General features: G+C 68.5%; 24 protein-coding genes and 1 pseudogene. 20 read left to right on the top strand and 5 right to left on the bottom strand.

Translation table 11 applies throughout. From position 1 onward, the window contains the following. Positions 1–95 precede the first annotated feature (95 nt). The 3 genes from QTN24_RS04870 to QTN24_RS04860 form a co-directional block, all read right to left on the bottom strand. Complete coding sequence (locus QTN24_RS04870) at positions 96–464, bottom strand: PleD family two-component system response regulator (RefSeq protein ID WP_124682236.1); 369 nt, start codon at positions 462–464, stop codon at positions 96–98. A 31-nt stretch (positions 465–495) separates the two neighbouring features. Beyond that, positions 496–990, bottom strand: a complete 495-nt coding sequence (locus tag QTN24_RS04865) for a PleD family two-component system response regulator (protein ID WP_124682237.1) — start codon at positions 988–990, stop codon at positions 496–498. 363 nt (positions 991–1,353) lie between these two features. Continuing rightward, positions 1,354–1,524 carry a rubredoxin gene (locus tag QTN24_RS04860; RefSeq protein ID WP_011298773.1) on the bottom strand — a complete coding sequence of 57 codons (171 nt, stop codon included), beginning with the start codon at positions 1,522–1,524 and terminating at the stop codon, positions 1,354–1,356. Between the two features lie 256 nt (positions 1,525–1,780). Here QTN24_RS04860 and hemL point away from each other — a divergent pair, with 256 nt between their 5' ends. From hemL to QTN24_RS04840, 4 genes are all read left to right on the top strand, one after another. Next, on the top strand, positions 1,781–3,073 hold the full coding sequence (hemL, locus tag QTN24_RS04855) for a glutamate-1-semialdehyde 2,1-aminomutase (protein ID WP_313835542.1): 1,293 nt from the start codon (positions 1,781–1,783) through the stop codon (positions 3,071–3,073). A gap of 157 nt (positions 3,074–3,230) precedes the next feature. Then, entirely contained in the window at positions 3,231–3,833 is a 603-nt protein-coding gene (locus QTN24_RS04850; RefSeq protein ID WP_124682239.1) for a LemA family protein, read from the top strand. Positions 3,834–3,859: 26 nt separating this feature from the next. Further along, positions 3,860–4,690 carry a YgcG family protein gene (locus QTN24_RS04845; protein ID WP_313835541.1) on the top strand — a complete coding sequence of 277 codons (831 nt, stop codon included), beginning with the start codon at positions 3,860–3,862 and terminating at the stop codon, positions 4,688–4,690. An 11-nt stretch (positions 4,691–4,701) separates the two neighbouring features. Then, positions 4,702–5,238, top strand: a complete 537-nt coding sequence (locus QTN24_RS04840) for a TPM domain-containing protein (RefSeq protein WP_124682241.1) — start codon at positions 4,702–4,704, stop codon at positions 5,236–5,238. 22 nt (positions 5,239–5,260) lie between these two features. Here the strand turns inward: QTN24_RS04840 and QTN24_RS04835 are convergent, their stop codons facing one another. After that, positions 5,261–6,550, bottom strand: coding sequence for an MFS transporter (locus QTN24_RS04835; RefSeq protein WP_409558982.1), 1,290 nt, complete (start codon positions 6,548–6,550; stop codon positions 5,261–5,263). A 91-nt stretch (positions 6,551–6,641) separates the two neighbouring features. Here QTN24_RS04835 and QTN24_RS04830 point away from each other — a divergent pair, with 91 nt between their 5' ends. The 16 genes and pseudogenes from QTN24_RS04830 (at position 6,642) to QTN24_RS04755 (ending at position 21,456) form a co-directional block, all read left to right on the top strand. After that, entirely contained in the window at positions 6,642–7,571 is a 930-nt protein-coding gene (locus tag QTN24_RS04830; RefSeq protein ID WP_313835539.1) for a LysR substrate-binding domain-containing protein, read from the top strand. Between the two features lie 1,073 nt (positions 7,572–8,644). After that, a complete protein-coding gene (locus tag QTN24_RS04825; protein WP_172965998.1) occupies positions 8,645–8,824 on the top strand; it encodes a Flp family type IVb pilin in 180 nt (59 codons plus the stop codon). A 137-nt stretch (positions 8,825–8,961) separates the two neighbouring features. Then, positions 8,962–9,567: a prepilin peptidase gene (locus QTN24_RS04820; protein ID WP_313835535.1), complete on the top strand. Its 606-nt coding sequence runs from the start codon at positions 8,962–8,964 to the stop codon at positions 9,565–9,567. Between the two features lie 142 nt (positions 9,568–9,709). After that, positions 9,710–9,913, top strand: a complete 204-nt coding sequence (locus QTN24_RS04815) for a hypothetical protein (RefSeq protein ID WP_313835533.1) — start codon at positions 9,710–9,712, stop codon at positions 9,911–9,913. A 14-nt stretch (positions 9,914–9,927) separates the two neighbouring features. After that, a complete protein-coding gene (gene cpaB / locus QTN24_RS04810; RefSeq protein ID WP_124682245.1) occupies positions 9,928–10,779 on the top strand; it encodes a Flp pilus assembly protein CpaB in 852 nt (283 codons plus the stop codon). An 82-nt stretch (positions 10,780–10,861) separates the two neighbouring features. After that, the gene (locus QTN24_RS04805) at positions 10,862–12,679 is read left to right on the top strand and encodes a type II and III secretion system protein family protein (protein ID WP_313835531.1); all 1,818 of its coding nucleotides are present in this window, start codon (positions 10,862–10,864) and stop codon (positions 12,677–12,679) included. A 29-nt stretch (positions 12,680–12,708) separates the two neighbouring features. Further along, positions 12,709–13,041 carry a hypothetical protein gene (locus QTN24_RS04800; protein WP_253699942.1) on the top strand — a complete coding sequence of 111 codons (333 nt, stop codon included), beginning with the start codon at positions 12,709–12,711 and terminating at the stop codon, positions 13,039–13,041. A 37-nt stretch (positions 13,042–13,078) separates the two neighbouring features. Further along, complete coding sequence (locus QTN24_RS04795; protein WP_124682247.1) at positions 13,079–14,272, top strand: CpaE family protein; 1,194 nt, start codon at positions 13,079–13,081, stop codon at positions 14,270–14,272. A 21-nt stretch (positions 14,273–14,293) separates the two neighbouring features. Next, a complete protein-coding gene (locus QTN24_RS04790; protein WP_124682248.1) occupies positions 14,294–15,655 on the top strand; it encodes a CpaF family protein in 1,362 nt (453 codons plus the stop codon). Positions 15,656–15,715: 60 nt separating this feature from the next. Beyond that, the gene (locus QTN24_RS04785; protein WP_124682249.1) at positions 15,716–16,693 is read left to right on the top strand and encodes a type II secretion system F family protein; all 978 of its coding nucleotides are present in this window, start codon (positions 15,716–15,718) and stop codon (positions 16,691–16,693) included. Between the two features lie 27 nt (positions 16,694–16,720). Continuing rightward, positions 16,721–17,662, top strand: coding sequence for a type II secretion system F family protein (locus QTN24_RS04780; protein WP_124682250.1), 942 nt, complete (start codon positions 16,721–16,723; stop codon positions 17,660–17,662). A gap of 19 nt (positions 17,663–17,681) precedes the next feature. Beyond that, entirely contained in the window at positions 17,682–18,125 is a 444-nt protein-coding gene (locus QTN24_RS04775; RefSeq protein ID WP_313835527.1) for a TadE/TadG family type IV pilus assembly protein, read from the top strand. 14 nt (positions 18,126–18,139) lie between these two features. Then, entirely contained in the window at positions 18,140–19,162 is a 1,023-nt protein-coding gene (locus QTN24_RS04770) for a TadG family pilus assembly protein (RefSeq protein ID WP_124682252.1), read from the top strand. Positions 19,163–19,359: 197 nt separating this feature from the next. Continuing rightward, positions 19,360–19,578, top strand: a pseudogene (locus tag QTN24_RS04765) (metallophosphoesterase); the annotation flags it as partial. Between the two features lie 850 nt (positions 19,579–20,428). After that, entirely contained in the window at positions 20,429–20,833 is a 405-nt protein-coding gene (locus QTN24_RS04760) for a helix-turn-helix transcriptional regulator (protein ID WP_313835524.1), read from the top strand. Positions 20,834–21,009: 176 nt separating this feature from the next. After that, positions 21,010–21,456: a hypothetical protein gene (locus QTN24_RS04755; protein ID WP_313835522.1), complete on the top strand. Its 447-nt coding sequence runs from the start codon at positions 21,010–21,012 to the stop codon at positions 21,454–21,456. Positions 21,457–21,519: 63 nt separating this feature from the next. On the opposite strand, the gene QTN24_RS04750 is transcribed toward QTN24_RS04755, so the two are convergent. Further along, positions 21,520–21,873 (bottom strand): ImmA/IrrE family metallo-endopeptidase, encoded by a 354-nt coding sequence (locus tag QTN24_RS04750; protein WP_313835520.1) that lies wholly within the window; start codon positions 21,871–21,873, stop codon positions 21,520–21,522. Positions 21,874–21,879: the final 6 nt, after the last annotated feature.

The following is a 21,879-nucleotide window of genomic DNA, read 5'->3' as shown; positions in this document are numbered from 1 at the left end:
CTGTGATGTCAGCCTCTGCGGGCCGTGCGCGGGCGCCGCCGGCGTGTTGCCGCCCGCGGCGTCCACGGCGCGCCCCGTGGCGCGGCGCCCGGCGCTCAATGCGCCAGCGCGGCGATCTTCGACAGCAGTTCCTCGCCGTCCACCGGCTTGACGATGTAGTCCGAGGCGCCCTGGCGGATGCCCCAGATGCGGTCCGTCTCCAGGCCCTTGCTGGTGCACATGATCACGGGGATGTCCTTGAAGCGGTCGTCGCGCTTGATGGCGCGGGTGGCCTGGTAGCCGTTCTGGCCCGGCATCACCACGTCCATCAGGATCAGGTCGAAGGCTTCGGCGTCGAGCCGGGCCATGGCCTGCTCGCTGTTGCCGGCCACGGAGACCTTGAAGCCCTTCTTGCCGAGCAGGTCGGACATGAACAGGGCTTCGGTGGGCGAATCGTCGACGATTAGGATTTTGCTGATGGTCATTGTGTGGTTCCTGGATACTTCGGCGGCCCGGTCAGGCCGCCACGGCCGCGCCGGCCTCGTGCGCGCAGCCGGCCATGCAGGCGTGCACCGCCTGCAGCAGCGCTTCGCGCGAGAACGGCTTGGCCAGATGGTCATGGGCGCCGACGAGCTTGCCGCGCGACCGGTCGAACACGCCGTCGCGGGACGACAGCATGATCACGGGGATGGCGTGGAAGCGCGGGCTTTTCTTGATCAGGGAACAGGTCTGGTAGCCGTCGAGCCGCGGCATGAGGATGTCGCAGAAGATCACGTCGGGATGGAGGTCGCCCACCTTGGCAAGCGCCTCGAAGCCGTCCTCGGCCAGCATGACCTGGAATCCGGCCTGCGCGAGGAAGATCTCCGCCGTGCGGCGGATGGTGCTGGAGTCGTCGATCACGAGCACCTTCACCGCGGCCGTGGCCGCCGTGGATGCCCCGCTGGCACCGGCGTGGCCGCCGGCGTTGACCCCATCGACAGACGTGTCTTGTTCTGTTTGAGTGACCCGCATCTTGTTCCCGCGACCCACGTCCTGCGTGACATAACAGGCGTCGGCATTCACTTGAGAACTTCCGCACGGCGCCGCGCATGGCGGACCGGCGGCCCCCGATTTCCTATTCCCAGTCAAAAAAATCCCGGCTACCCAAGCCGGTGGCGGCGCGCTTCTGTTTGCACGCCTGCCGTTCTACTGCCTACTGCCAGTGCCGCGGCACCCCGTCTTCGGCGCGCCTGCCTTGGGCGGCGCGGCCGGACGGATGTTCAGTTTTGCCGCAGAGTGTGACAACTCGTGGGGGGGCCGTCAATCCGCAGACCCCGGCGCCACCGGCCGGTCTGTCGCTTTGGCGCGACGGGCGGCCGTTTTCCGAGGATGGACTCAGATCGCCACCATCTCGAAATCTTCCTTGCGTGCCCCGCATTCCGGGCAGGTCCAGTTGATGGGCACGTCCTCCCATTTGGTACCCGGGGCGATGCCGTCTTCCGGCGCGCCGGTGGCCTCGTCGTAGATCCAGCCACAAATCAGGCACATCCAAGTCTTGTATTCCATATGCAGGCTCTTGCCAGTCTCCATTAAAATCCAGCGCATGATGGTACCCAATCGGCGCCGATGACGCCACCCATGGGCCGACACGAACGGCCCAATATCGCCGCGTTCGTGCAATTTGGCGTGCAGATGCCGTCCGAACGGCACGCTTTCGGTCGCGATTGCCCGGTTTTCCGGCACCCGTGGCCGCCCGGGCCCCGCCAGCGCCCCCGCACCGGACGCCTGTCTCCTCCCCGACCCTCTTTTTGGCCAGATTCCCATGTCCCGTAACCAGCAGCTCTTCGACCGCGCCCAGCAGACCATTCCCGGCGGCGTCAACTCGCCCGTGCGCGCCTTCCGTTCCGTTGGCGGCACGCCGCGCTTCATCACCCGGGCCGAGGGCGCGTACATGTGGGACGCCGACGGCCAGCAGTACATCGACTACATCGGCTCCTGGGGCCCGATGATCGTCGGCCACGCCCACCCGGACGTGGTACGCGCTGTGCAGGAAACCGCCGCGCACAGCTTTTCGTTCGGCGCCCCGACCGAGGCCGAGATCGTGATGGCCGAGGAAATCTGCAAGCTGGTGCCGTCGATCGAGCAGGTGCGGCTGGTGTCGTCGGGCACCGAGGCCACCATGAGCGCGCTGCGGCTGGCGCGCGGCTTCACGGGCCGGGACCTGATCATCAAGTTCGAGGGCTGCTACCACGGCCACGCCGACAGCCTGCTGGTCAAGGCCGGCTCGGGCCTGCTGACCTTTGCCGATACCACGCAGAACGCGCCGTCGTCGGCCGGCGTGCCTGCCGACGTCACGCGCCACACGATGGTGCTGGAGTACAACAACGTCGCCCAGCTCGAAGAAGCGTTCGCGCGCCACAAGGGCGAGATCGCGGCGGTCATCGTCGAGGTCGTGGCCGGCAACATGAACCTGGTGCGCGCCAGCCAGGCGTTCCTGCAGACCATGCGCAACCTGTGCAGCGCGCACGGCAGCGTGCTGATCTTTGACGAAGTGATGACCGGCTTCCGCGTGGCGCTGGGCGGCGCGCAGGCGCACTACGGCATCCGCCCGGACATGACCTGCCTGGGCAAGGTGATTGGCGGCGGCATGCCGGCGGCGGCGTTCGGCGGCCGGCGCGACATCATGGCCAAGCTGGCGCCGCTGGGCGGCGTCTACCAGGCTGGCACGCTGTCCGGCAACCCGCTGGCCGTGGCCGCCGGCCTGACCACGCTGAAGCTGATCCAGGCGCCAGGCTTCTACGACCGGCTGGCCGCCCAGACCCGCAAGCTGGCCGACGGCCTGACCGCCGCCGCCCGCGCGGCCGGCGTGCCGTTCTGCGCCGACGCCATCGGCGGCATGTTCGGCCTGTATTTCACCCACGACGTGCCGGCCAGCTTTGCCGAGGTCACCCAGGCCGACGTCGGCCGCTTCAACCGCTTCTTCCACGCCATGCTGGCCGAAGGCGTCTACCTGGCCCCGTCGGCATTCGAGGCCGGCTTTGTCTCGGCCTGCCACGACGACGCGATCATCGACCGGACGATCCGGGCAGCCGAGACGGCGTTCCGCGCCGGGTGACGGTTGCGCCCTCCCCGCGCGTTTCTAATATGCGCGAGGGAGGGCCCGCCGCGCCGGCCGCCCCCGGGCCGGTCAACCCGCCCGCACTTTGCCCGGCAGGCGGACGACGCTGCGCTACACTCCAGCCTTGTGATGCCGGAGACCGAGGAGCCCCTTGATGCGCACCATTCCTACCCCCGCCCTGTTCCGCTGGTTCGTGCTCGCCCTGCTGGCCAGCCTGCTTTCCGCCTGCGGCTACAACGACTTCCAGAAAAAGGACGAGGCCGTCAAGGCGGCCTGGGGCGAGGTGGTCAACCAGTACCAGCGCCGCGCGGACCTGATTCCGAACCTGGTGGCGACGGTCAAGGGCTACGCCAGCCACGAGCGCGAGACGCTGGAGGCGGTGACCAAGGCCCGGGCGCAGGCCACCAGCATCCAGGTCACGCCCGAGACGCTCAACGATCCGGAGGCGTTCGCGCGCTTCCAGCAGGCGCAGGGCCAGTTGACCAGCGCGCTGTCGCGGCTGCTGGCGGTGGCCGAAAACTATCCGAACCTCAAGGCCGACGCGGCGTTCCGTGACCTCCAGTCGCAACTGGAAGGCACCGAGAACCGCATCACGGTGGCCCGCCAGCGCTACATCGCGGCGGTGCAGGACTACAACGTGCTGGCGCGCAGCTTCCCGACCAACCTGACCGCGATGGTGTTCAAGTACCCGGTCAAGCCGTCGTTCACGGTGGAGAACGAGAAGGCGATCTCCACGCCGCCGGCCGTGAAGTTCTGATCGACCGGCCGCACGGGGACGCCACCATGCGCAGGCTCGCCACGCTCTGGTTCCTGGCCATCGCCCTGGCGCTGCCGGCGTGGGCGGCCGATGGCTTCGTGGCCGTGCCGCCGCTCAACGCGCGCGTGACCGACCTGACCGGCACGCTGAGCGCCGACCAGCGCAACGCGCTGGAAAACGTGCTGGCCGACTACGAGCAGCAGCGCGGCAGCCAGATCTTCGTGCTGATGGTGCCCACCACGGAGCCCGAGACCATCGACGCCTACAGCATCCGCGTGGCCGACGCCTGGCGCGCCGGCCGCAAGGGCGTGGACGACGGCGTGATCGTGCTGATCGCCAAGGACAACCCGCCGGGGCTGCGCAAGATGCGGCTGGAGGTAGGGCGCGGGGTGCAGGGGTCGCTGACCGACGCCATGTCGGCCCGCATCCTGCGCGACGTCATGGCGCCGCATTTTCGCCAGAACGACTTCTACGGCGGGCTGGCCGCCGGCATCTCGGCCATCCAGGCAACCATCGACAAGGAAGGACTGGCCGCGCCCGACCGGCGGCGCCAGGGCAATGTGGCGATGGACGACTGGCTGCCCGTGCTGTTGCCGCTGGCGATCATCGTGTTCTTCTTCCTGTCGGCAATGATGCGGCGCGGCGGACGGCCGCACGTCGTGACCACGCGGCGCGGCTGGCCCACGGGGACGGCGGGCGGGCTCGGCGGCATGACCGGCTACGAGATCGGGCGACGCTGGGGCGGCGGTGGCGGCTTTGGCGGCGGCGGTTTCGGGGGCGGTGGCGGTGGCGGCGGCGGATTCGGCGGCGGCGGCGGGGGTGGCTTCGACGGCGGCGGCGCCTCGGGCAACTGGTAAGGGGGACAGCAATGCACAAACCGAAGCCTGCCCGACCGGCCCTGAACCATTCGATCCAGCGCGCGCTGCGCCACCTGGGCACCGGCCCCAGCCTGGCGCGCCGGGCGTTTCCCGACGCCGCGCGCCACCAGATCCAGGTGGCCGTGCACAAGGGCGAGCAGCATCACCGGGGCGAGGTGCGCGTGGTTATCGAAGCCAGCCTGCCGCTGGGGCTGGCGTGGCGCGGCGTGACCCCGCGCGAGCGCGCCCGCGCGCTGTTCGGCGCGCTGGAAGTCTGGAACACCGAGGACCATTCCGGCGTGCTGCTCTATATCAACCTGGCCGACCACGCCGTGGAGCTGCTGGCCGACCGGGGCATCGACGCCTGCGTCAGCCCGCAAGCATGGCAGGCGCTGTGCGAGCAACTGACCCACGGGCTGAAGAAGGACCTGTCGGTCAAACCCGTGCTCGACGCCATCGCGCAGATCCACGGCCTGCTGACCGAGCACTTTCCGGCCGAGGCGGGCCGCAATCCGAACGAACTCGACGACCGGCCGATCATCCTGTGACGCGGCGTGGCCGCGCACCCGCTCAACGCCCCGCCGCCTCCGGCTCCCGCTTCTCCATCAGATACCAGACCGCAGCCAGCACCTGCACCACCACCAGCGCGCCCCAGACCCACAGATGGGCCGCCACGGGGTAGTGGCCGTCCACGGCCGGGAAGAAGTCGAGCACGAAGCCGATGCCGATCTGGAACAGGAACGTGGCCAGGAACACGGTCAGCGTCATGGCCGTGGTGGCGCGGCCGATCAGCGCGTCCGGGAACCGGCGGGCCAGCAGCGCGTAGGTCAGGATGCCGCTGGAGCCGAACACGCCGTAGGCCGCCCACAGCACGCCCAGCGGCACGAACGGCAGGTGGGCCATCAGCAGGAGCTGGACGACGATGAACGCCATCATGCCGAAGCCGGCGAACGCATAGAGGCTGATGCCGCGCCGCTCCAGATGGCGGGCGGCCCAACCGGCGCCCACGCAGCCGGCCATCATCGCGATACCGATCACCGACACGAGCCGCGCGCCTTCGCCGGCGGACAGGCCCTGCACGTCGCGCATGAAGGCGCTGACCCACAGCGTCTGCACGGCCAGGAAGATGCCCTGGTTCAGCAGCGTCAGCGGCACCACGCGCCAGAAGCGCTCGCTGCTCAGGATCAGCCGCGTGCCGCGCAACTGCTCGGCAAAGCTTTCCTTGCCGGCGCGCCGCGCGTCGGGCACGCCAAACCAGAGCAGCACGGCCATGCCGAACGAGATGGCGGCCAGCCCGGCGCTGACCGTGCGCCAGTCCGTCCACGACAGCAGCCACGACAGCGGCGCCCCCACCACCACCGCGCCCAGCCCGCCGATGGCCATCACCAGCCCGTTCAGCAGCGGCATGCGCGACAGCGGAAACCACATCGACAGGGCCTGGATGGCGGCGCCCAGGCAGACCGAGACGCCCACGCCGATCATCGCGCGCCCGGCGGCCAGCCCGATCATGCCCGGCGCCCACGCAAAGACCAGCGATCCGGCCACGGCCAGCATCAGCAGCGCCGCCTCGGTCCGGCGCGGGCCAAAGCGGTCCAGCAGGATGCCGGCCGGCAGTTGCGCGCAGGCAAACCCCAGGAAGTAGAAGCTCGTGAGCAGGCCCAGGTCGCCGGCGGTCAGGCCCAGTTCGCGCGTCAGGTACGGCGCAAAGCCCAGGTTGACGCCACGGAAGATGTACGAGACCAGGAAGCCGAGCGAGAAAAACGCCAGCACGCGCCAGCGGGCGGGCGAGGCATGGGGCGAAGCGGGGCGCAGCGCATCGGCGGCGGGGGCCCGCCCGGTATCGGCAGTGGAAGAGTTCATGCCTGCCATTGTGATCACCACCATGGTGCAAGGCCAGTGAAAGATACCCGCGTCAATTGTGAGTAGAATTTGACGACTTTCCGCCCCCGCCATGGTCACCAACCGCCCCCCTCACCTGCCCCCGCTCCAGGCCCTGCGCGCCCTCGAAGCCGCCGCGCGGCACCGCAGCTTCTCGCGCGCCGCCGAGGAACTGGCGCTCACGCACAGCGCCATCAGCCACCATATCCGCGGGCTGGAAGACAACCTCGGCACCAAGCTGTTCCGGCGCACCGGGCTGACCATGACGCCGACCAGCGCCGGCGCCCGGCTGGCCGAACAGGTGCGCGGCGCGCTGGACCAGCTCGAAGCAGCGCTGCGCGAGGCCAGCGATGTGGCCGGCGACGTGGCCAGCCCGCCCGTCGTCCGGCTCCAGGTCAGCGTCATGGCCGACCTGGCCAATGCATGGCTGATCCAGCGGCTGCCAAGCCTGCACGCGCAGGCGCCGGAACTGGATTTGCACCTGCGTCTGCATGCCGAGATCTCGCCGCCCGACCCCTATTCGGTCGACGTCGGCATCTGGCATCAGCGCGTGGACCTGCCCGGCTTTGAATGCCACAACCTCATCGAGGACCACGTGATCGCCGTGGCCAGCCCGGCATTGCTGGCGCGCTATCCCGGTTTCACGGTGGCGGACCTGCCCCGGCTGCCGATGCTCCGCTTTGCGCTGCGGCCCTGGCGCGACTGGCTGCTGCTGGCCGGCCTGCCGCCGGTGGAGCCCGAGCGCGGGCCGATCTTCCAGGATGCCGGGCTGATGCTGCAGTCGGCCGTGGCCGGGCTGGGCGTGGCCACGGCGCGCGCGCAACTGGCGCGCGACTATCTGGCCAGCGGCCAGCTCGTGCAGATCGGCACCACGCGCATTCCGTCGAGCCTGCACTACTGGGTCACGTGGCGCGAAGGCAACCCGCGCGAGAAAGCCATCCTGCGCTTTCATGCTTGGCTGCGCGAGCAGGTGGAAGAATCTGCATGGCCGTCTCCCGGCTGAAACACTTCTCGTTTCGACGCCCCGTTGTGTGGGCCAACGTACGCTTCATACACGTAACAACATCGATCACATTCCGCCAGAGGTTTCAAGAACGAAACACTTTGGCCGCACGCTGTACGCGCGGCCATGACGGCCCCAGCCTCGTACTTCAGGACGAGGGCCAGGTGCCCCAGACGATCCTTTCCGCGCTGGCGTCGGCCGAACGGATGAGCCATGGATCGTACAGAGTGCGCGCCGGCACCCCTCGTCCGCGAGCCGGCGCGTTTTGCGCCACATAGCCGTTCGACGTAGCCCCACCACCCCCGCGCGCCGTCTACACCGCCTACCTTCGATTACATGGCGTATCAGGCGCTTCATGATTGATACGTTTTTGGCCGCCAGGCCAGCCTTCGCGCTTTCCCGCAGCGTGCGCCGCTTACGAGACTTCCGTGTGCGTTTGAAGCGTCGCTGTCCGCACCTTCCGTTGTAATTCCTTAATGTTCCCGAAATTTGTGATGTATTCGGCCTGCACAGTTTTCGAAACATCCGGTTACAACGTCTCGCAAACGACGCAGCGGCCAACACCCACTCCCTTGTAAATCAACGACTTGCGTCCAGTGGCACGCTCGTCGCTCCATGTCCCGCAACCACGGCAGGTTCGCAGGCTTCGCAACAGACGATGCCAGGACCACAGACCAACACAGTGGGACGGGGGGCCGAAAGGTCCGAAACAGGGAGCGAACAGGGCCGGCACGCTGCAGTGCCGCCCGGGTGGGCAAGGCCGATCAACAGGCCGGACCGCCGCAGGTTTTGCAGCAATTCAGGCGCGAGACGATCCCTGGAGAGCAGTAAGGATCGGCTCGCGGCGCCCTCCCCCAGGATGCCGGTGCCGCGTCAGGCGGCCAGGCAACAGGGTGACCGGGCCGCGCCGGATGTTTCCGGCGCGGCCCGGACTGAGCCAGGTGGAATCGTACGGACGCCACGTCAGTGATGGCCTTGCGGTTTGGCCTCGGCCGGCAGTATCGGCCGAAACCTTGTGCCCGATCTCCAGCGGGCGCTTTTTTCCACAAACCATGACGTCAAAGGAGAAGGACATGACCTCCATGTTCGAAGGTTTCAAGCGTTTTGTTCGTGAAGAAGACGGCGCAGCGGGCGTGGAGTATGCCCTTCTGCTCGCCTTCGTGGCGCTGGTGATGGTCACGTACGGCACGACCGTCAAGACCGCCGTCGGCACCATCTGGAACTCGATCGCGACGGCCCTTTCCGCCGCCTGATCGACATGCTGCAAGCGGACCGGCGACGTTGCGCCAGCGGCGCCGGTTCGATTGCAGCGCAACACCACTCGAATTCGGACGGCTGCGCCGGGCCACGCGCCCCGCGCAACCGGCGCCCACCGCCACCGGACACTGCCATGACCACCACGATTACCGCGCTCGCCAACCTGAGCCTGGCCGCCATGGTCACGGTGGCCGCCATCGGCGACGCCCGCACGCGCCGCATCCCGAACTGGCTGGTTGCCAGCGGGATGGTCCTGGCCCTGGCGGCGCAGATCGCCACGCTGGGCCCGCGCGACGGCAGCCTGCAATGGCTGGCCGGGCTGGCCACGGGCATGGGCATCTTTCTGGCCGTGTACCTGCTGGGCGGCATGGGCGCGGGCGACGTGAAGCTGATGGGTGCGGTGGGTGCGTTCATGGGGCCGCTGGGCGGCGCGCACGTGGCCGTGGTCAGCTTTCTGGTGGGTGGCGTGCTGGCCCTGGCGGCGATGGTGATCCATCGCGAGTCGCGCCGCACGCTGGCCAGCCTGTCGGGCCTGCTGCTGGCGCTGCCGTTCGGGCGGCTGGCCGCGGCGGCGGCACGGCGCGGCCCGGCAGCGGGCGCCACCGGGCAACAGGACAAGGCCAATGGCGCCGAGCACGCCGCGCCGGCATCGCAGACATCAACGGGCAAGGCGGCCAGGTTGCCGTATGCCGTCGCCATCGCGGCCGGCACCTTGCTCGTGAAATGGGAAGTGCTCTGACGGCGGCGGCGTCACCTTCGCCACGCCGGTCAGACGGGGTCCGCGCAGCCACGTGCTGCGCCTGAGAAAGCAGGCAGTTCGAAGCAAACGGCCGAAACCGCCCGCAGGGGCTGGCGAACGGTCAGGAACGGGGGAGACGGCCATGCACGCAAGCAGCCGCACACACGCGCAACCGGGCACACGGCCCAGCGCCGCGCCACATCGCCACAGCAGCACGCCCGCGCACGGCGTGCACCACGCAACCCGTACCCGCCGGCGCACCGGTGGCGACGTCCGGCACGCCGGCGGCGCCACGCGCCCCGTGGCCTGCCCCATCGTGCGGGCGCACCGGCCGTACCTCTTCTGATCGCGGAGACCGAGATGAAAAACCTGCGCATCCTCTTCATGTTGCTGGTGGCAACGATTGCGGGCCTGACGGCCGTGGTGCTGGCGTCGCGCTGGCTCATGCAGCAAGGCACCAGCGGCATCACCAAGGTGGCCGTGGCCAGTGCCGACATCGACCTGGGCCAGCAGCTCACGCCCGACGCCATCAAGCTCGTGGACTGGCCGTCCGCCAGCCTGCCGCCGGGCGTGGCCAGCGACGTCCAGTCGCTCGATGGCCGCGTCACCAAGGCCAGCCTGGCGCGCGGCGAGCCGATCCTGGACTCCAAGCTGACGCCGGTGGGCACCAAGGGCGGTCTGTCGGCGGTGATTGCTAGCGGCAAGCGCGCGATCACGGTGCGCGTGAACGACGTGGTGGGCGTGGCCGGCTTTGCGCTGCCGGGCAGCTTCGTCGACATCATCGTCAACACGCAGCGCGACAAGGACGGCAAGCCCGGCACCGCCGCGGCGGACCGCAACGACCAGTCGATCTCGAAGATCGTGCTGGAGAAGATCCTGGTGCTGGCCGTGGCGCAGGAGGTGAACCGCGACGAGACCAAGCCCAAGGTGGTGAACGCCGTGACGCTGGAGGTGTCGCCCGAGGAAGCCGAGAAGATCGACCTGGCACGCAGCGTGGGCACGCTCTCGCTGGTGCTGCGCAACCAGGTGGACCCGCGCCCGGTGGACACCGCCGGCGCCACCAAGGATTCGCTGCTCAAGGTACCCGTGATCGCCGCCGCCGCGCCGGTGGTCAAGACCGTGCAGGTGGTGAGGCAAGTGGCCCAGCGCCAGGCGCCCGCCGACTGCATCGGCGTCATCAGCGGCAACCAGCAACGGCAAGAGTGCTTCTGACACATCGGTGCCCGCCAGCCGGCAAGAAGCAGGCCGCAAGGTAACTGCTCCAGCAGGCGGGCCAACCATCCGGGGGAACATCATGGAACGTCATCAACAGCCACGCGGCGCCGCGCGCCGCACCAGCAGCCTTGCCACGCAGCTCCGGGCACCGGCCCTCACGCTCGCGGTCATGGCCGCGCTCTGGAGCAGCCACGCCAACAGCCAGGCCGGCGTGGAAGCGGCCATCGCCACGTCGGGCGCCGCCACCCAGGCCCGCCCGCTGCAACTGGCCGGTCCGGTCCAGCCCGGCGGCGCAGCGGGAGCCGCCGCGCAGCGCGACGCGCAGATCCAGACCCAGACCGTACGCGGGCCCAACTGCACCGGCACCGTGCGCGAACGCCGCGAGGTGGCCGTGCCCGTGGGCAAGTCGACGATGATCGACATGCCCGAGCCCGTGCGCAGCCGCACGCTGGGCAACCCGAACGTGGCCCAGGCGATGCTGGTGTCGCCGCAGACGCTGTATGTGCTGGGCCAGGAAGTGGGCTCGACCAACATGATCGTGCAGGGCCGCAGCGGCTCCTGCAGCGTGATCGACCTGACGGTCGGCGCCGATCCGGGCGGCCTGCAGTCGGCGCTGCGCGAACTGGTGCCGGAGGCGCGCCGCGTGCGCGTGTCGTCGGCGGCCGACAGCCTCGTGCTGACCGGCAGCGTGGCCGACGCCGTGCAGGCGCAGAAGATCCTCGACATCGCCAACGCGTTCGTGATCCGCCAGACGCGCGGCCCGGCGCAGGCCGCCAATGGCCAGGCCACCCAGGCCCCGCAGCAGCAGCAGCAGCAGACCAGCATGACGCAGCTCACCAACCCGGCCACGGCCGGCATGCCGGTGCGCAGCCCGCGCATCATCAACATGATGGTGGTGGAGGCGCCGCAGCAGGTCATGCTGGAGGTCAAGGTGGCCGAGGTGTCCAAGACGCTGATCGACCAGATGGGCTCCGCCGTGAACCTGCAGGGCGCGTTCGGCAGCTGGAGCTTCGGCCTGCTGGCCAACTTCCTGTCGTCGGGCGCCAGCGACCTGCTCAGCTTCAGCAAGGCCAACAACCTGCCGCTGAAGTTCGCGCTCGACGCCCAGCGCGGCGACGGCCTGGTCAAGATCCTGGCCGAGCCGAACCTGATGGCCATCAGCGGCCAGGAGGCCAGCTTCCTGGCCGGCGGCAAGGTGTTCATCCCGGTGCCGCAGAGCTTTGGCGGCAACACCACGACGATCATCCTGCAGGAGGAAACGTTCGGCGTCGGCCTGCGCTTCACGCCGACGGTGATGGAGAACGGCCGCATCAACCTCAAGGTGGCGCCCGAGGTGTCCGAGCTGTCGCCCACCGGGGTGGCGCTGACCGCGCCGAACGTGTCCGGCGCGACGATCCTGCCGCTGATCAACACGCGCCGCGCGTCGACCACGCTGCAGGTCTACGACGGCCAGAGCTTCGCCATCGGCGGCCTGATCAAGAACAACATCACGGGCAGCCTCAAGGCGCTGCCGGGCGTGGGCGAACTGCCGGTGGTGGGCGCGCTGATGCGCAGCACCAACTTCCAGCAGGACCGGACCGAGCTGCTGTTCGTGGTGACGCCGCGCCTGGTCAAGCCGCTGCCGGCCACCTATCCGCTGCCCACCGACAGCTTCGGCACGGTCAATCGCGGCGAGGTCTACGCCACCGGCAACATGGAAGGCCGCCCGCAGCCGCCGGCGCCGATGCCCGGCGTACAGCCGGCCGCGATGCCGAATGCCGCGCCCGCCACGGCCCCGGCCGCCCCCGCCGCGCCGATGCCCATGCCCGGCAGCGCCCCGGCGCCCGTGACCGCCATCCCGGTACCGGCCGCGACCGCGCTGGCCGCCGCGGATGCCCCGGCCCCGGCCCAACAGTAAGCCCCGTCGCCCGGATCAAGGAGCCCATCATGTCCCAAGCCTTCGTGCCGGCGCCGCTGCGCCGCCCCCTCCTCCTCGCCGCCGTGCTGGCCATGGCGGCCGGCCTCACCGGCTGCATGTCGACGTCACCGGTCTACGACCAGCACTTCGGCGAATCGGTCCGCATCGTGCGGGCGATGCAGACGCTGAACCCCGACGCGCCGAACAACGCCGACCCCGGCATCAACGTCAACGCCCGGGCGTCCACGGCCGCGATGGACCGCTTCAACGGCCTGTACCAGGCGCCGCCGTCGGACGGCAATGCCTTCCGCATCGGCGTGGGTGCCGCGCAGGGCGGCGGCCTGTCCAACATGGGCCGCTAGCGCGCCGCCCCCAAACGTCAGCCTTCAGGAGCCGGCCATGGCCAAGATCGTCGCAGTCTCCGCCGATGACTCGCAACTGCAGCACGTTGCCGGGTTGATCGCCCAAAGCGCCAGCCACGTGGTGCAGCGCACGCTGGCCGCGCCCGGCGTGGCGCTGTCACAGCCGGGCCTGACGCTCGGCACCGACCTGCTGATCGTGGCCGCGCCCGACTTCAGCGCCGACGACATCGCGCAGCTTCGCCGCCTGCGCACCGAGGCGCCGGACACGCTCTGCATGCTGCTGACCGGCAACCCGTCGGCGGACCTGCTGATGCGCGCGATGCGGGCCGGCGTGCAGTGCGTGCTGCCGTGGCCGCCCGACGCGGCCGAGTTCCGCGACGAGCTGCAGCGCTGCACCAGCCACGCGCTCAGCGGCGGGCGCGCCGAGGGCCAGGTGCTGTCATTCGTGTCGTGCAAGGGCGGCAGCGGCACCACGTTCCTGGCGGCCAACACGGCGCACATGCTGGCCACCCAGCACCGCAAGCACGTGCTGCTGCTGGACCTGAACCAGCAGTACGGCGACGCCGCGTTCGTGCTGACCGACCAGACGCCGCCCGCCACGCTGACCGACGTGTGCCGCCAGATCGACCGGCTCGACGCCGCGCTGCTCGATGCCTGCGTGACCCACGTGGGCCCCGGCTTCGACGTGGTGCCGGCCGCCGGCGACCCGGTCAAGGCCGGCGAGATCAAGGCCGCGCAGATCGAGCGGCTGCTCGACGTGGCGCGCCAGCAGTACGACGTAGTGGTGCTCGACGTGGGGCAGGACATCAACCCGATGTCGCTCGTCGTGCTGGACCACAGCAACCTGATCTACCCGGTGCTGCAGCCCAGCCTGTCGCACCTGCGCGCGGGGCGCCGGCTGCTGGACCTGTGCCATTCGCTCGGCTACCACACCGACCGCCTGCGCCTGGTGCTGAACCGGCAGGACAAGCACGCGCCGATCGACCCGCGCACGATGGAAAACGCCTTCGGCATGCGGTTCGCGCACCTGCTGCCCAACGACACGGCGCCCGTGCGCGAGGCCAGCAGCCAGGGGCTGCCGCTGCTGCAGGTGGCGCCCAAGGGCGCGCTGACGCGCGCGCTGCTGGCGCTGGCGGCCGACATCTATCCCGGGGCCGCGCCGCAGCGCGACGGCCTGTTGCGCAAGCTGTTCGGCCACGGCACGCAGGTGCCGGCCGCGGCGCGCGCCTGACCCGCACGCACGGAGACCATCATGTCCTTGCGAGAACAACTCTTTCAGCAGGCCGGCGAGGCCATGCCGCAGCGCGTGGCGCGTGCCAACGGCAACGGCGCGGTCAGCCCGGCCTACCAGCAACTGGCCATGGAGATCCACCAGACCATCGTCGACCGCGTGGAACTGAGCCGCCTGCAGCAGATGACGCCCGAGCAGGTGCGGCGCGAACTGGCCCAGGTGGTCGAGCGCATCGTCGACGAAGGCAACCATCCGCTCAACGAGGCCGAACGGCGCCGGCTGGTGTCCGACGTCCAGGACGAGATGCTGGGCTACGGCCCGCTGGAACCGCTGCTGGCCGACCCGACGATCTCCGACATCCTGGTCAACACGGCCCGGCGCGTCTACGTGGAACGGCGCGGCAAGCTGGAGCTGACCGACATCACGTTCCTCGACGACGCCCACCTGCTGCGCGTGATCGAGAAGATGGTGTCGCGCATGGGCCGGCGCATCGACGAGTCGAGCCCGATGGTGGACGCCCGGCTGCCCGACGGCTCGCGCATCAACGCGATCATCCCGCCGTCGGCCATCGACGGCCCGCTGCTGTCGATCCGCCGCTTCGCGGTCAATCCGCTGCAGGTGAAGGACCTGGTGGAGCTGTCGACGCTGACGCCGCAGATGGCCCAGCTGCTGGAGGCCATGGTGCAGGCCAAGCTCAACGTGCTGATCTCCGGCGGCACGGGCAGCGGCAAGACCACGCTGCTGAACATCCTGTCCGGCTACATCCCGGCCGACGAGCGCATCGTCACGATCGAGGACGCCGCCGAGCTGCAGCTGCGCCAGGCCCACGTGCTGCGGCTGGAAACCCGGCCGCCCAACATCGAGGGCCGTGGCGAGATCACGCAGCGCGCGCTGGTCAAGAACGCGCTGCGGATGCGCCCGGACCGCATCATCCTGGGCGAAGTGCGCGGCGCCGAGGCGCTGGACATGCTCCACGCGATGAACACGGGCCACGAGGGCTCGCTGGCGACGATCCACGCCAACACGCCGCGCGACGCGCTGACGCGGCTGGAAAACATGATCAGCACGGCCGGGCTGAACCTGCCGATCCGCACCATGCGCCAGCAGATCACGTCGGCGCTGTCGGTGGTGGTGCAGGTGACGCGCCTGACCGACGGCCGGCGCAAGCTGGTCAGCGTCAGCGAGATCACCGGCATGGAGGGCGAGGTCGTCAACATGCAGGAAATCTTCACGTTCCGCCGCAAGGGCGTGGACCGCGACGGCCGCATCCGGGGCCACTTCTGCGCCACGGGCGTGCGCCCGAAGTTCTGCGAGCGCCTGCAGGCGTTCGGCATCCACCTGCCCGAGACGCTGTTCGATCCCTCGGCGATGCACGAGGTCTAGCGCGGCGGTGCCGCCACAAGAACAAGGAATCGGGGATACGGGGATACGGGGGAGCACATCATGAACGGGACGATGATCGGATTCGCGGTGTCGGTGTTCCTGGCCTGCGTGCTGGGCGCCGCCGGCGCGTGGCAGTGGTGGCACCAGACGCGCAGCCAGCGCGCGCGGCGCTTCAGCCATCGCGTGGAGGCGGCCATGCTCAACAGCGCCAGCCACGCGGCGGATGCCAGCATCCTCAAGCAGCGGGTGCTCAGCGAATCCCCGGAGATGGCGCAACTGCTGCGCCGGCTGCCGCGCGTGGACAAGCTCGACCTGATGCTGCTGCAGTCGGGCCTGAACTGGTCGGTGGGCCGCCTGCTGGCGCTCTGCGCGATGGCCGGGCTGCTGGCCGTGGCGGGGCTGGTGCCGTTCCACCCGCCGTGGTTCGCGCTGGTGCCGCTGACCGCATGCGCGGCGGCGCTGCCGCTGCTGTACCTGCTGCGCCGCCGCGCCCGGCGGCTGGCCACGCTGGAGGCCCAGCTACCCGAGGCGGCGGACCTGCTGGCGCGCGCGCTGCGGGCCGGCCACTCTCTGCCCAGCGCGCTGGACATGGCCGGGCAGGAGCTGCCCGCGCCCATCGGCACGGAACTGGCGCTGGTGTTCGGCGAGATCAACTACGGCATTCCGCTGGCCGACGCGCTGGCCGGGCTGAACGACCGCGTGCCGCTGGAAGACCTGCGCTACCTGGTCATCGCGATCCTGATCCAGCGCGAATCGGGCGGCAACCTGGCCGAGATCCTGGACAACGTCGGCAGCCTGATCCGCAAGCGGCTGCAGCTCATGGACAAGATCCGCGTGCTGTCGGCCGAAGGGCGGCTTGGCGGCTGGATCCTGACCGCGCTGCCGGTCATCGTCGGCGGCATCGTGTACCAGATCAACCCGGACCTGATGGCCACGCTCTGGACCGACCCGGCCGGCATCAAGATGCTCTGGTACGCCGTGGCGATGACGTGCGTGGGCATCGTCTGGATGCGCCAGATCGTGCGCATCCACGTCTGACGCCCTTCACCCCAAGCGAGGCCCATCATGCCTACATCCACGATCCTCCTGCTGGCCGCCACGTTCGTCATCGTGTTCGGCGTGTCCTGCGTGGCGATGGTGCTGCTGCGGCCCGGCGCCGTGGACCGGCGCGTCAGCCAGATCCGCCGCGAAACCCCGGGCGTGGCCGAGCCCGACGACGCCCGCGCATGGCTGCGCCAGGTGGAGCGGCTGGCCAAGCCGCTCGCGCGGCTGTCGGTGCCGCGCGAGGGCTGGGAAAACTCCGCGCTGCGCACGCGCTTCATCCACGCCGGCTGGCGCCAGGCCGAAGCCATCCCGCTCTACTTCGCGATCAAGACCGTGCTCGCGTTCGGGCTGCCGCTGGCGCTCTGGCTCGCGCTGTCCGGCCAGCTCGACGCCGAGGCCCACGCCCGGCTGCCGGTGCTGCTGTTCCTGGTGGCGCTGACCGGCTTCTACCTGCCCGACGTGGTGCTGCGCCAGAAGGTAAAGCGCCGCCAGCGCGAGATCTTCGAATCGTTCCCGGACAGCCTGGACCTGATCATGGTCTGCGTGGAAGCGGGCCTGGGGCTGGACGCCGCGATCCTGCGCGTGGTGGAGGAAATGCGCAACGCGCGGCCGGCCATGGCCGAGGAATACGAACTGCTGACGCTGGAACTGCGCGCCGGGCTGCCGCGCGAGAAAGCCATGCGCAACCTGGCCGCCCGCACCGGCGTGGACGACGTGAGCATGCTGGTGGCGATGCTGATCCAGTCGGACCGCTTTGGCACCAGCGTGGCCGATTCGCTGCGCGTGCATTCGGACATGCTCCGCACCAAGCGCCACATGCTGGCCGAGGAGCGCGCGGCCAAGATCGGCACCAAGATCCTGTTCCCGCTGATCTTCTGCATCTTCCCGTCGCTGTTCGTGGTGCTGCTGGGCCCGGCGGCCATCCAGGTCGTGGCGGCGCTGCAGAGCGTGGCCAACAACTAGCCCTTCCGAGGAGACCATCATGCGCGCACGTCCTGCCCCTTCCCGCTGCCGCCGCCCGCGCCGCGCGGCCGGCACCGCCGCGGTGGAGTTCGCCCTTGTCTTCCCGCTGCTGATGTTCATCGTGTTCGGCGTGATCGAGTTCGGCACCGCCCTCTACGACAAGGCCGTGATCACCAACGCCAGCCGCGAGGCCGCGCGCGCCGGCGTGGTGCTGAAGTCCCCGCCCATGACCAGCACGCAGATCAAGGCCGTGGCCGCCAGCTATTGCCAGAACAAGCTGGTCACCTACGGCGCGGCGGCCACGTGCACCTACCCCGGCACGGTCACCGCCTGCGCCACGAGCGGCAACCCGCTGACGGTGCAGGTTTCCTACACGTTCAACGGGCTGCTGCTGGGGGCGATCATCCGCCCGTTCACGGGGCCGCTGACGATCAACGCGTCCACGACGATGCTGTGCGAATAGCCCGGAGGCATGCCATGAGACTTCACCGCCCCGATCCCCGCCGCCAGCGCGGCGCCGTCGGCATCATGATGCCGATGCTGATGATCTCGATCCTGTCCGTCGGCGCCGTCGCCATCGACGTGGCCCAGCTTGTGGTGGCGCGCAACGAGATCCAGAACGCCGCCGACGCCGCCGCGCTGGCTGGCGCCGCGGGCCTGTACCCGGCCAACCCCACGCCGCAGTGGTCGGCGGGCGTGACCAAGGGCACCAACGCGATCTCGCTGAACAAGGTGGGTGGCACCACCCTGGCCAACGGCACGGTACAGGCCGGCTACTGGAACCTGACCGGCACGCCGGCCGGGCTGCAGGCGCAAACCATCACGCCCGGCAGCAACGACGTGGCCGCCGTGCAGGTGACGATCACGCGCGGCCCCGGCAACAACGGCGGCCCGGTCACGATGCTGCTGGCGCAGGTCTTTGGCGGCACCGCGGCCAGCACGTCGGCCACGGCCGTGGCGGTCATCGCCGCGCCGGGCACGGTCAACAACGGCGGGCTGTTCCCGGTGGCGCTGAGCCAGTGCCTGTACGACTACTACTGGGACAAGGCGACCAACCTGCCGAAGATCGACCCGGCCACCGGCAAGGCGTACGTGTTCCGGATCGGGTCGGCATACCACTACGGCGTGTGCGAATCGGGCCAGTGGACGACGTTCACGTCGACCGACAACAGCGCCACGGCCACGCGCGACCTGATCGAGGGCGGCAACCCGGCGCCGGTGTCGATCGGGGACCAGATCTGGATGCAGGACGGCACCAAGACGTCGAACTACGGCTATGTTGGCGTCGGCCAGGACTACGTGATGCCGGTAACGTCGAACCTGTCGCCGGGGCAGCTGGGGCCGGTCACGGCGTTCGCCGGCTTCCACATCACGGCCTCGGTGGGCGGCAGCGGCAAGTACATCGAGGGCTACTTCATCCCCAACGTCAAGGTGACGGCCGGCGGCGGGGGCGTGGGGCCGTACTACGGGGCCTACGTTCCACCAAGGCTGGCCAGGTAACCCCCGTTTGGAGCCAATGGCCGATCCAGGCGCTCCCCAGGGGCGCGTACGCTCGCCAAGGCGTGGTCGGCCCCTTGCGGCACGTTTCCATGACGGGTCGGCGAGGCCCCCTTGGCTCCTTTTAGCGGCCCGGTCTTGACCGGGCCGTCTTTTTTTCGAAGAATCGACCGCAGTCCATCCCACCCCACGGGGGCCCAATGAAGCTGCGCATCCTCAGCGACATCCACCTGGAACACAACACGCCCGACGCGGTGCCCGGCTGCGACGCCGACGTCGTCATCCTGGCCGGCGACATCGCCAACGGGCGCGACGGCATCGACTGGGCCGCCCGCACGTTCGACGTGCCCGTGCTGTACGTGCCCGGCAACCACGAGTACTACGAAAGCGCGTTCGACCCGGTCGACCGGCTGATTGCTATCGGACTGAAGCGGGTCGAAAGGGGTTGTGCCCTGATACAGATTCCCGAAGACCAGGATGGCGAAGTAGTCTACGCCTACATCGCCCTAGGACTCGAACATTACGGAACATTCGGTCAGCGTTTGTATGACCAGAAGTTCTGGAGACCAGCAGGCGGGGACTTGAATGAAGCCGCAACACCAGAAATCTTAACTCGGGTGCGTACTGAGCTCTTCAAGTTCATGGCCCGATGGGGCTGCCCATTTGTCTTACTCGACTTCTCGGAGCCCGCTTCGGTTGCGACGTACCTACAGGATTGGAGGAATGAGCTTGAACCGTAGCTCCCATCGACCGCAAGCCACTTTTCGCCGGTCACGCCCGTGACTCAGCGACTCTCGGAAGCTATAGTCGCGCTCTACCGGCGACCGATTGGTGACGTCCGCCAGGTGTTCGCCCTGTCGCGACGGGAGGCGGAAAGGCTCCCACGGCTTTCCTGGGTTGCCGTAATCTCCATCACCGCCCCCAGTCGCCCGCCTGCGGATGTCGATGGGTTCGACCATGTGCTGCGAGTGAGCTTCGCTGACGTCGACTTCCTCAGCTCTACGCTCTCCCCGAGAGCACGCGCAGCCCTTAGCGACGCCTTCACTATCGAACAAGCGCAAGCCATTCGTCGATTTATCGAATCCCTGCCGAGCGAGGTAACTTCAGTTGTCGTTCATTGTGAGGGCGGATACTCGAGGTCTTCCGCCGTGGCGCTCGCATTGCATCGCATCTATGGCTACGGGATAGCTTTGGGACGAATAGAACAGGCCAACCCGTCCGTTCTGAGCGTGATGATGAGGAAACCTGCCCCCAAGCAGGGGGCGAGGCGTGGTCGAGTATGAATTCAAGCGCTCAAACGCCGCCACCGCCGACTCACTCATCGCCTGCAGCACCCTGGGGCCGGCCATGACACGCAAGTTCCTCACACCGGAGGAAATGGAAGCCGAGATAGGAGGCTATCTGCGGACGTACCGTATCCATCGCAACATCGACCAGGCCACGCTCTCTGAACGCGCCGGTATCAGCGTGCGGGCTCTGAGAAACCTCGAGGCAGGAAACGGTTCATCATTGCGCACCCTATGCACGGTGCTCAAAGCTTTGGGCGGAGAAGGATGGCTGGACGTGATTGCGCCTCTTCCTACCATCAATCCGTTGATGCTGACAAGACAGGCCAAGCCGCGACAACGCGCGAGCAAACCTCGGCGGAAAAGGCCGCCAATCCAGGACGCTTAGACGGCGACGCCGGATGTCAAACTGGACGATGACTTCGATTCTCGGAAGTAGCTCCTCACCAAAGGTGCAGGCGGAAAGGCGCACAGACGGCGGCCCTCTACAACCGACGCTATTCCGCCGACGGAACGAAAACGCCGGCGGCGCCCAACTAGCATCCGTGTAACGCCACGTTCATCATGCTTAAGGTCACAGAAATCGTCCGCCCGGATGGGAGCGGCTCCGGCAGAGAGATAGCGACGGCGTATATAGGCAGGCTCGAACTCAGTGCCACGCCCGACTACGCGGTGCGGTTGCTCGAAGACCAGCGCGAGCACGGTGAGACGCGAACCCTGCATGCTTACCCGCGCCACGTATCATCCGTCTTTGACCTTGTCGCCCGTGCGCTCGCAGTCGCGTTGACCGGGACCGAGGAACTCCCACCTCGACCCGAGCCTATCAGTGTTCCTATCCACCGTTCGGGTAACACCGACTATGTTCGCCTGGGCGAAATACCTGAGCCGGCAGCGACGCTCTTCCGCAAACGCATTGAGTATTCAGGGTGCCCCGTCATTGAAGAAGACCCCACGCCGATGGACTGTGCTTACGCGTCCGACTGGCAGGACTTCTTGACCGGCCGGAGATAGCGCAAAAATGCGTCCTCTATGAGGCGTGACGGCGACCCTGGACCGCAGAAGCCGGTGCCGAGCTCAGCTTCTGCGAAACTGTCGATTTACGCCCGTCATCGACAAGCGGTAGGTGTACATCCTCTTACTCACGCCGTACGCTGCGATAACTTCTTCGTCGGACATGCCTTCACGACGAATATAGACCAGGGCATCTCGTGGCAGCAAAAGCACACCGGCCAGCCAATCGGCCTCCTCCTCCTGCTCCTTGTCATAGGCCTTAAGTAGCATCAGCCCCTCGGAGGAAATACTCATCTCTTCCGGCTCGTGATTCCGAATACGATGAGCAAGCTCGTGCATCAGGTCGCTTGCCTGTCGCCCAGGTGAATGGGACGAGTTCAGAATGACGAGAGTTTTCTCGCCTACGACAAGCGTCACCGCAGA

It is taken from the genome of Cupriavidus sp. SZY C1, from assembly GCF_032190535.1.
Lineage (GTDB): Bacteria > Pseudomonadota > Gammaproteobacteria > Burkholderiales > Burkholderiaceae > Cupriavidus > Cupriavidus pauculus_C.
This window is presented reverse-complemented; position numbering and strand designations above follow the sequence as displayed.